Origin of the sequence: Piscirickettsia salmonis LF-89 = ATCC VR-1361, assembly GCF_000297215.2 — a bacterium.
Taxonomy (GTDB): domain Bacteria; phylum Pseudomonadota; class Gammaproteobacteria; order Piscirickettsiales; family Piscirickettsiaceae; genus Piscirickettsia; species Piscirickettsia salmonis.
Genome location: NZ_AMFF02000059.1, coordinates 12,744 through 22,529, shown reverse-complemented (window position 1 = coordinate 22,529; position 9,786 = coordinate 12,744). Strand labels below are relative to the sequence as shown.

At 41.8% G+C, this 9,786-nt stretch carries 10 protein-coding genes; 9 read left to right on the top strand and 1 reads right to left on the bottom strand.

What is annotated here, in order from left to right:
- The first annotated feature begins 406 nt into the window (after positions 1–406).
- The 8 genes from gyrA (at position 407) to C200_RS06245 (ending at position 8,657) form a co-directional block, all read left to right on the top strand.
- Positions 407–3,043, top strand: a complete 2,637-nt coding sequence (gene gyrA, locus C200_RS06280; RefSeq protein ID WP_016211004.1) for a DNA gyrase subunit A — start codon at positions 407–409, stop codon at positions 3,041–3,043.
- A gap of 51 nt (positions 3,044–3,094) precedes the next feature.
- Entirely contained in the window at positions 3,095–4,180 is a 1,086-nt protein-coding gene (serC, locus tag C200_RS06275) for a 3-phosphoserine/phosphohydroxythreonine transaminase (RefSeq protein ID WP_016211005.1), read from the top strand.
- Positions 4,180–4,863, top strand: a complete 684-nt coding sequence (gene cmk, locus C200_RS06270; RefSeq protein ID WP_016210997.1) for a (d)CMP kinase — start codon at positions 4,180–4,182, stop codon at positions 4,861–4,863. The genes serC and cmk overlap by 1 nt, the downstream gene beginning before the upstream one ends.
- 59 nt (positions 4,864–4,922) lie before the next feature.
- Positions 4,923–6,584, top strand: a complete 1,662-nt coding sequence (gene rpsA, locus C200_RS06265) for a 30S ribosomal protein S1 (protein ID WP_032126469.1) — start codon at positions 4,923–4,925, stop codon at positions 6,582–6,584.
- A 153-nt stretch (positions 6,585–6,737) separates the two neighbouring features.
- Positions 6,738–6,992 carry a lipopolysaccharide assembly protein LapA domain-containing protein gene (locus C200_RS06260; protein WP_016210998.1) on the top strand — a complete coding sequence of 85 codons (255 nt, stop codon included), beginning with the start codon at positions 6,738–6,740 and terminating at the stop codon, positions 6,990–6,992.
- Positions 6,993–7,138: 146 nt separating this feature from the next.
- Positions 7,139–7,375 (top strand): ComEA family DNA-binding protein, encoded by a 237-nt coding sequence (locus C200_RS06255; RefSeq protein WP_230383282.1) that lies wholly within the window; start codon positions 7,139–7,141, stop codon positions 7,373–7,375.
- A gap of 163 nt (positions 7,376–7,538) precedes the next feature.
- Complete coding sequence (gene gloA2 / locus C200_RS06250; RefSeq protein ID WP_016211002.1) at positions 7,539–7,937, top strand: SMU1112c/YaeR family gloxylase I-like metalloprotein; 399 nt, start codon at positions 7,539–7,541, stop codon at positions 7,935–7,937.
- Positions 7,938–8,018: 81 nt separating this feature from the next.
- The gene (locus tag C200_RS06245) at positions 8,019–8,657 is read left to right on the top strand and encodes an SGNH/GDSL hydrolase family protein (RefSeq protein WP_016210999.1); all 639 of its coding nucleotides are present in this window, start codon (positions 8,019–8,021) and stop codon (positions 8,655–8,657) included.
- Positions 8,658–8,800: 143 nt separating this feature from the next.
- On the opposite strand, the gene C200_RS06240 is transcribed toward C200_RS06245, so the two are convergent.
- Positions 8,801–9,586 (bottom strand): class I SAM-dependent methyltransferase, encoded by a 786-nt coding sequence (locus C200_RS06240; RefSeq protein WP_016211000.1) that lies wholly within the window; start codon positions 9,584–9,586, stop codon positions 8,801–8,803.
- Positions 9,587–9,681: 95 nt separating this feature from the next.
- Between C200_RS06240 and C200_RS16705 the strand changes: the two genes are divergently transcribed.
- Positions 9,682–9,786: helix-turn-helix domain-containing protein (locus tag C200_RS16705; protein ID WP_016211006.1), on the top strand; the 105-nt coding region annotated here is incomplete at its 3' end.

Here is a 9,786-nt window from a genome sequence, read left to right as displayed (position 1 = left end):
TGAAATCCCTGTATCTATCAGATTTCGTTATACATTGTTTATCATGTCAGTGCGTAAGGTGAGCTTTTAACACATGAAGTGTTTCTGGCAGTGTGGGTAAATGACTTGAATACTGTTTTTTCGATATTGCTACGATAGTCATCAGTAGAATAAGCGACCTATTGCTACAGTAGGTTAGCTAGAGTATATGGTTGGAAGCAGCCTCACAGTCGCTGAGTGCCATGATTGGTCTATTCATGTTTCCCGGCCTGGGGAGTTGTATAATCACCTGCGAGAGCTTGGTTCAGCCGCCTAAGAGCTATCTGTTTGAGTTAACGCTTAAGGATTGGCGATGAGTATGCTATTCTATGGCCTGGCAAAAGAATGATCGAAATACTTATAAATAAAGCAAAAGGCAGCGCTGTCCATGACTGAATTTGCAAGAGAAATTGTCCCGATTAATATCGAAGAAGAACTGAAACAGTCATATTTAGAATATGCAATGAGCGTGATTGTGGGACGCGCATTGCCGGATGTGAGAGATGGGTTAAAACCAGTGCATCGTCGTGTGTTGTATGCGATGCATGTACTTAATAATGATTGGAATAAAGCCTATAAAAAATCCGCCCGTGTTGTTGGGGATGTGATTGGTAAATACCACCCACATGGCGATACTGCTGTTTACGATACGATTGTGCGTCTTGCGCAAACGTTTTCTATGCGTTACACCCTGATTGATGGTCAAGGAAACTTTGGTTCTGTTGATGGTGATGCTGCTGCGGCCATGCGTTATACCGAAGTGCGTATGGATAAATTTGCTCATGCACTACTTGAAGATTTAGAAAAAGATACGGTGAATTTTACACCGAATTATGATGAGAGTGAGTTTGAGCCGGCGGTTTTGCCGACACGGATTCCTAATTTATTGGTCAATGGTTCTTCAGGAATTGCTGTTGGCATGGCGACGAATATTGCCCCGCATCGCCTGAATGAAGTGATTGATGCCTGTGTCGCCCTGATTGATAATCAGTTTGAGCTTTCTATCGAGCAATTAATGGAATATATTCCAGGCCCTGATTTCCCAACTGCCGGTATTATTAACGGCCGAGCAGGTATTGTACAAGCCTATAAGACTGGGCGAGGCCGGGTCTATATTCGGGCACGGACTGAAATTGAAGAAGATGAAAAAAGCCATAAAGCGACTATTATCGTTACTGAATTGCCTTATCAGGTTAATAAAGCGCGCTTAATTGAAAAAATTGCTGATTTAGTCCGTGATAAAAAGCTAGAGGGTATTTCGGGCTTGCGTGATGAGTCTGATAAAGACGGTATGCGCATTGTGATTGAGCTCAAACGTGGTGAAGTGCCTGATGTTGTGCTCAATAACTTATATACTTACACGCAAATGCAAAATGTCTTTGGCATTAATATGGTGGCGCTGGATCGTGGTCAGCCGAAGTTGTTTAATTTACTGGATATGCTGAACGCTTTCTTGCGTCATCGTCAAGAGGTGGTGACGCGTCGTACGCGTTTTGAGTTGGCGAAAGCACGCAGTCGCGCCCATGTCTTAGAAGGCTTAGGTGTGGCCCTTGCTAGTATTGAGCGAGTGATTAGTTTAGTGCGCAATGCATCGAATCCAGCTCAGGCCAAAGAGGTGCTACTTGCTGAAACATGGCAGCCGGGAGAGGTGATTAGCTTACTTGAAGAAATTGGCCGTGATGCTGCACGCCCTGAAGATTTAGCCCCTGATTTTGGTATGGTTGCAGGTGGTTATCGTTTATCGCCAGATCAGGCGCAAGCGATTTTAGATTTAAGATTGCACCGTTTAACTGGCTTAGAGCAGGACAAAATTTTCGGTGAATTTAAAGAATTACTTGAAAAAATTAAAGAATATTTAGCTATTTTGGCCAGTCGTGAGCGTTTGCTTGAAGTGATTCGTGAGGATTTATTACTGGTTAAAGAGCAGTTTGGTGATGAGCGGCGCACAGAAATCCGTGCTTCGCAAGAAGACTTAAGCATGGAAGATCTGATTGCTGATGAGAACATGGTCGTCACCTTAACGCATGCCGGTTATGTTAAAACACAGACACTGGATACGTATCAAGCACAGCGTCGCGGTGGCCGTGGTAAGAGTGCGACGAGCATGAAAGATGAGGATTTTATCGAGCAGCTGGTGATTGCCAGTCAGCATGATACGTTATTGTGCTTTTCAAATTATGGCAAACTTTACTGGCTAAAAGTGTATACCGTGCCGCAGGCCAGCCGAATTTCTAAAGGGCGGCCGATCGTCAACTTATTGCCTTTAGATAAAGATGAAAAAATTCAAGCGATGTTGCCGGTACGTGAATACAAAGAAGGCATGTACATCTTTATGGCGACAGCAAAAGGCACTGTTAAGAAAACAGCGTTGACCGAATTTTCTCGTCCTCGAGTCAGTGGCATTATCTCAGTTGATTTAGTTGAGGGTGATCGCCTAGTTGGTGTCAGTTTAACGCATGGTGAATGCGATATGATGCTGTTTACTAATAGTGGCAAGGTGATTCGCTTTCCTGAGACGGATGTCAGAGCAATGGGCCGCAATGCGCGTGGCGTGAAAGGTATTAATTTAACCGATGATCAGCGCGTTATTTCCAGTGTCATTGCACCGATTGAGGGTGACATCTTAACAGTGACAGAAAATGGCTTTGGTAAACGCACTAAAATTGACGAATATCGTGTGCAAGGGCGTGGAGGTCAGGGCATTATTTCGATTCAGGTCAGTGAACGTAATGGCACTGTTGTCGGTGCGGCGGCAATAACTCACGCGGATGAGGTCATGTTACTCACCAACGGTGGCACCTTGGTGCGTACACGAGCCGAAGAAATTTCCCAGGTCGGTCGTAATACTCAGGGTGTTAAGCTGATTAATCTAGCGAATGCTGAGAAGTTGGTGAGTGTGCAGCCTGTGGTTGAGATTGATCTAGAAGATGAGGAGAGTGTGAATCCCGAGGCGGCAGCACTCATTGACCAAAGAGAAGAAGATGACTTGGATCATGATCATAATAGCAAAGATGAATCTAATTAATATAAATTGATATAAATAGATAAGACGTTTATATAGAGGTTTTACGTTGTGGTGGAAAATAAAGTTTATAATTTTTCTGCAGGCCCAGCGGCTTTGCCTGGAGACGTTGAGCTAAGCTTGCAACAAGCCATGGTGAACTATAGCGGCACAGGCGTGTCGATTGGCTCTATTGGTCATCGTACCGCATTGTTTGCTGAAATTGCTGAGCAGTCAGAAGCACTATTGCGTCGTTTACTTGGTGTTTCTGATGACTATGCGGTGCTATTTTTGCATGGTGGTGCGAGCCACCAGTTTGCCATGGTGCCAATGAATCTCTTGCGTGGGAAAAAAACAGCGGACTACTTTGTTACGGGAACTTGGTCAAAAAAAGCTTACAAAGAAGCACAGCGTTATTGTCAGGCAAATATTGTTGGTGATATACAACACAGTGCTGATGGCTTAATGAGTCTACCTAAACAACAGGACTGGTGCTTAGATCCGCAGGCTGCGTATGTGTATTATACACCGAATGAAACCATTCACGGCTTAGAGTTTCACCGCCTTCCTGAGGTGGGTGAGGTGCCCTTAGTTGCTGATGCGACATCGACGCTATTGTCAAGGCCCTTGGATGTGAATCGACATGGTTTGATTTTTGCTGGTGCACAGAAAAATCTGGGTATTGCAGGGGTTACTGTGGTGATTGTTCGTCGTGATTTATTAGGGCATGAATTACTGCATACACCGACGTTATATTCTTATTTACATCATGATCAGGAACGCTCATTGTCCAATACTGGGCCGGTTGTACCTTGGTATGCGACTTATCTCGTTTTGCAATGGATAGAGCAGCAAGGTGGGGTGGATGTACTTGCGCACGTAAATCAACGTAAAGCACAAAAATTGTATGATTTTATTGATCAGAGTGATTTTTATTTAAATGTGGTGGCCAAAGCGGATCGCTCTTGGATGAATATTCCTTTTTTGTTGAGCGATGCTGAATTAGAGTCACAATTTTTGCATGCGGCCGATGAGCAGGGCTTAAAGTTTTTGCATGGCCATCATAGCGTTGGTGGGATGCGTGCGAGTTTATACAATGCCATGCCAGAAGCTGGGGTGGATGCACTGATTTTATTTATGCAAGAGTTTGAAAAACGATAATGAAGAAACGAAACTGTCCGATTATTACCATCGATGGTCCCAGTGGCTCAGGGAAGGGGACTATTGCTCAGCGTCTTGCAGAGCATTTTGGTTGGCATTTACTTGATAGTGGGGCCTTGTATCGTGCTGTGGCAGTAGCTGCAGAGCTTGCAGAGACTGCGCTTGATGATGAAGCGGCATTGGGGCTGTTGGCTGAGCATTTAGATATTCGCTTTACCGCCGATCCTTTAGGCGGGGTTGCAGTGGTGTTGAATGGTGTTGACCAAACCGCATCCGTGCGTGCTGACGAAACCAGTAAAAAAGCGTCTGAAGTGAGTAAATTGGTCGCAGTTAGGCAGGGTTTATTTGAGTGCCAACGCGCTTTTGCTAAAGCGCCGGGTTTGGTGGCGGATGGGCGCGACATGGGAACTGTGGTTTTTCCAGAAGCAGAGGTAAAATTTTACCTGACAGCGTCAGCCAATGTGCGGGCTGAGCGGCGCTATAAACAATTGCAACAGCGTGGCATTCATGCTAACCTTGACCGCCTCCGCGAGGAGATTTCTGCGCGTGATCAACGTGATATGAGTCGACCGATTGCGCCACTTAGGCCAGCGGCAGATGCACGGGTGATTGATGCGACGGAATTGGGTATTGCTGAAGTGTTAGAGATTGTGTTAGCAGAGATATCAACCAGGCTTTGCTAGTCGCCCACCTTGGCTTATTTATTTTAACTAACTTTTATTGTTTCCTGGGAATCAAGTTTATGTCTGAAAGTTTTGCACAGCTCTTTGAGGAAAGTCTCGCAAGTTCCGATTTTAGAATCGGTGGTTTAATGACTGGAACAATTGTCCGTATTGAAAAGGATGTTGTTGTGGTGAATGCAGGGTTAAAGTCTGAAGGCTTTATTCCTACAGCTCAGTTTTTTAATGAAAAAGGTGAGCTTGAAGTTCAAGTCGGTGATCAAGTTGAAGTGGTACTTGATGCAGTTGAAGATGGTTTTGGTGAGACGCGTTTGTCTCGTGAGCGTGCAAAACGTTTGGAAAGCTGGTCTGAGCTTGAAAAAGAATATGAAGCAGGCAATACCATTCGCGGTATGATCAGTGGCCGTGTCAAAGGTGGCTTTATTGTTGATGTGAAAGCGATGCGTGCTTTCTTGCCAGGTTCTTTAGTTGATGTGCGTCCAGTGCGTGATCCAGGTGGGCTAGAAGGTCAAGAGTTAGAATTTAAAATCATCAAAATGGACCAAAAACGCAATAACATCGTCGTTTCTCGTCGTTCAGTGATTGAACAAGAAACCAGTGCTGAGCGTGATGCCTTATTGTCAACGCTAGAAGAAGGCCAAAAAGTGAAGGGTGTCGTGAAGAACCTGACTGATTACGGTGCCTTTATTGACCTTGGTGGTATCGATGGTCTGTTGCATATTACTGATATGTCATGGCGTCGTATTAAGCACCCAAGTGAATTGGTGCAAATCGGTGATGAAATCGATGTCCGTGTACTTAAATTCGATAAAGATAAATCACGTGTCTCGCTGGGCTTAAAGCAATTGGGTGAAGATCCTTGGGTGGCAATTAAAGCACGTTATCCAGAAGAAGCTCGTTTGACAGGTCGTGTGACCAATATTACTGATTATGGTTGCTTTGTTCAGCTCGAAGAAGGTATTGAAGGCTTGGTCCACGTTTCTGAGATGGACTGGACTAACAAAAACGTTATGCCAAGCAAGTTGGTTGCTGTGGGTGATGAGATTGATGTGCTTGTGCTTGAGATCGATGAAGAGCGTCGTCGTATTTCTTTAGGCATGAAGCAGTGTGTGCCAAATCCTTGGAAAGAATTCTCTGACAAGTACAATAAAGGCGATAAAGTTGCCGGTAAGATTAAATCAATCACCGATTTTGGCTTGTTCATTGGTTTGGATGGCGGCATCGACGGTTTGGTCCACTTGTCTGATATTTCTTGGAACGAGAATGGTGAAGAAGCCGTTCGTAACTACAAGAAAGGTGAAGAGGTTGAAGCGGTTGTGTTATCTGTTGATTCAGAGCGCGAGCGTGTTTCTTTGGGTATCAAGCAACTAGAGCAAGATCCATTTACGCGTTTTGTGACCGAAAATGAAAAAGGCGCTGAGGTGTCAGGTGCGGTTGCAGATGTCGATGGTAAAGGTGTGACTGTTGATTTAGGTGAAGGTGTTGAAGGCTTTATTCGTACGGCGGATGTGACGGAAGAGTTGAAAGCAGGTGATGCAGTTTCAGCTTACTTTGTTGCTGTTGATCGTAAGAATCGCAACATCAGTTTGTCTATGACGTCAGCTGAACAGCCTGCTGATAAAGTAGTTGCTGTTAAAGCACCTCGTAAAGAAAAGGTCGAAGCGCCTGTGAATGCAACGTTGGGCGACCTATTTAAAGCAGCTCAAGCGAAAGATGAAGAGTAATTTCTCTATCTTCTAGCGCTTTACGAGTAGAATATAAGGGTGGCGTTATGCTACCCTTTTTTTATGCTTTTTATTTGTCTTGTTGCATCATAAAAAAGCGCTTTTAAAATAAAAAGCAGAAAAAAAGGAAACAGCGAATAGAGGGTATTTTTTATGAAGGCGCTTAAGTATTCTATTTTTGGCCTGTTTATTATTTTTATTGCAATTTTCTCAGCATTAAACGCACAAAGCGTTGTGATTAATTACTACTTTGGTAATATTCATTTGCCCATGGCTTTGTTGCTTGTCATTGTTTTTATCTTCGCTATTACTATAAGCTCATTATTGTTTTTAATGAAGGTTGTAAATTTGCGTATAAAAATCCGTTCACTAGAAAAGAAGTACAGTAAGCTTGAAAAACAATTATAGGTTTGCTGTTAAATTGTCTGAGAGTCGCCGGCTTAACTGGCCTGCCTTGTGCTACGCTTTAAGGTACACGGTCTTTTATGGGTGTTAGCTGGGTTATGAGTTCGGTAAAAGCATTTTTAGTAGTTTGGTCTTTGTTAGGGGGTAGCATGGCTGAAACGACTGAAGCGAGCTTTAATCAGTCTCTGGTTCAACAAGTGAATGTGAATCAGGCAGACGCAGACACTTTAGCCGCGGTTCTAAATGGCTGTGGTTTAAAAAAGGCACGTGCCATTATTAATTATCGCAAGCAACATGGGCCGTTTCGTTCAATCAAAGACTTAGCCAAGGTGGAAGGAATTTCTGAGCAATTGGTATTGCGCAATAAGTCCCGTCTTCTCTTTTAATTCGCTATTAATTTATTATTTATAATAATATAGTGAATTTTAATCTTTAGTCATGTACCTTTGGTTGCCTAGCTTAAATGAGAGATTAAGTGTTTCTATTGCTAGTAATTTATAGTAGTGTTTGAATTTAGAGCTATGTTGCTAGAAGAGTATAATAATAATTATGCACAGGTCGCTGCAGTTAAAAAAAATCCATCATGTTGCTTTGATTGTTTCTGACTATGCTGCTTCGAAGGCGTTTTATTGTGATATTTTAGGCTTGGAAGTGATTGCTGAAACATATCGGCGAGAGCGTCGTTCATATAAGTTAGACTTAAAATTAATGAATGGTAACCAACTTGAATTATTTTCATTTGTTAACCCTCCCAAGCGTTTAAGTTTTCCTGAAGCTTGTGGGCTGCGGCATTTAGCTTTTGCTGTTGAGAATATTAATGAGTCAGTGAAATGTTTGCAACAGCACGGGATTGATGTGGAGCCGGTGAGGGTTGATGCGTTAACGGAAAAAAAATATACTTTTTTTGCTGATCCTGATGGCTTGCCTTTAGAGCTTTATGAAATATAACGGCTTAACTTGCTTGGGAATAATTAATATCAATTGCTGTTTGAAATTTATTTTTATATTAAAATATTATGGAGTTTTATCTTGAAAACTATTCTATGCTATGGTGATTCTCTAACCTGGGGTTATAATCCAGAAAATTCTGGACGTTATTCATTTGATCAACGTTGGACTGGTGTATTGCAGGAGAACTTAGGGGGTGATTACCGAGTTATTGAAGCAGGTTTAAATGGGCGGACTACCATTTATGATGACCCAATGATGGATGGAGTGATGCGTAATGGTGCAGCATTTTTACCGGTGTATTTAGAGTCGAATATGCCGGTAGATTTGGTTATTTTTTTATTAGGAACGAATGATTTAAAAGCACATATTTCAGGCCAGGCAAATGAAATTGCGCTAGGTTGTGGGAGTTTAGTGAGAAAAGCTTTATATAGCTGTATGGGGCCAAATGGAGGCGCTCCTCAGGTGTTGTTATTATCACCGCCTCATCTGGGAGAGACTTCTGGGTTAATGAATACTATTTTTGGTAGTCAAAAAGAAGTATCCATGCAAATTTCCAGTCATTATGAAAATGTCGCAGAATTTTTCAAAATTGCTTATTTAGATACTGCGACTTTTATCAGCGCAGCACCTGGTGAGGGTGTTCATTTGCTTGCTGAAGAGAATATAAAGTTAGGTCGAGCTGTTGCTGAAAAAGTAAAAGGGATTTTAATAGTTTAATCGCTCTATTTTATACTAGGTGTTTAACCTCGTATTTTAACTTGTTAACTTAAGCTAAAAAAATGACTGGCTGGCCTTAAAAAGTTGCTCAAAGAGAACTTTATTCGGTGTCAGTCCCATATTTTTTATATCATAAATTAAAATTAACTCGTTAGTTGTCCTGTTATCGAGAACATCATAGGTATTTTAAAGGAGTGTTGGTAGATTCCTGAGTTAGGAGTAGTTTCGACAAGATTTGGAAAACAGTTATAATGGCTGTATGGATATTCTTTGATATCAAAAGTAATCCCCGCTTTTGTTAGCGCATTGAGTATATCAGATAATGGATGTAGATATTCATAAGTTGTATATTTTTGATGATCTTTAGCGCTGTTTGTATATGACTTTTGATCTTTGTAAGTGATTAACTTACCATCATTGCAATAATCATAGCCTATTTCTGTAAAGTCATAGTTTAATATATTTAAAAAGGGGTGAAACTCAACCATTATAAAACGACCGTTTTTATTTAAGTGTTTGCGTATTATCTCGGCCCATTGCTCAAGGTCGGGTAGCCAATTAAGCACACCATAGGAGGTATATACAATATCAAATTTTTTATTGAGTTTTAATAATAAAATATCTTGGCAAATAAACTTTGCTGCTATTTTTAGTTCTGTTGATAGTGCTTTTGCTGTTTTAATTGCTTGTGGTGAATAATCTACTCCGGTCACCTTTGTGCCTAAGTGAGCTAAAGATAAACTATCTTGCCCAAAGTGACATTGAAGATGCAATAATTTTTTGTGATTTACAGGACCAAGAAGCTGTTGATCTAGTGTTTTAATTGAGTTGAGGTGCTGCCTAAATGCATCCATATCATAGAATTTAGATGTAAAGTGAATGCGAGTCCATGCATCCCAAACATCGATATTTCTATGGCTTATTTTCATTTTCGCCCTCCGTCATCTGAAGTGCAACACTCAGTAGAGAGTTCATATTCATACAGATAAACTCTCTAGTTCGCCTTTTGACTTAGAGGGTAGAGATGGTTTATCGGCACTTAAATGAAAAAGATCGTTTTTATATCGAACAACGGTTATCAGAGGGAGACTCGCTCAGATCAATTGCTAGAGCACTTGGCTTTTCTCCT

Bases quoted from the DNA above. Each gene is read 5' to 3' on its own strand.
- gloA2 (WP_016211002.1), top strand. From the start codon at position 7,539: ATGCACAGGTCGCTGCAGTTAAAAAAAATCCATCATGTTGCTTTGATT.
- rpsA (WP_032126469.1), top strand. From the start codon at position 4,923: ATGTCTGAAAGTTTTGCACAGCTCTTTGAGGAAAGTCTCGCAAGTTCC.
- C200_RS06260 (WP_016210998.1), top strand. From the start codon at position 6,738: ATGAAGGCGCTTAAGTATTCTATTTTTGGCCTGTTTATTATTTTTATT.
- cmk (WP_016210997.1), top strand. From the start codon at position 4,180: ATGAAGAAACGAAACTGTCCGATTATTACCATCGATGGTCCCAGTGGC.
- C200_RS06255 (WP_230383282.1), top strand. From the start codon at position 7,139: ATGGCTGAAACGACTGAAGCGAGCTTTAATCAGTCTCTGGTTCAACAA.
- gyrA (WP_016211004.1), top strand. From the start codon at position 407: ATGACTGAATTTGCAAGAGAAATTGTCCCGATTAATATCGAAGAAGAA.
- C200_RS06240 (WP_016211000.1), bottom strand. From the start codon at position 9,586: ATGAAAATAAGCCATAGAAATATCGATGTTTGGGATGCATGGACTCGC.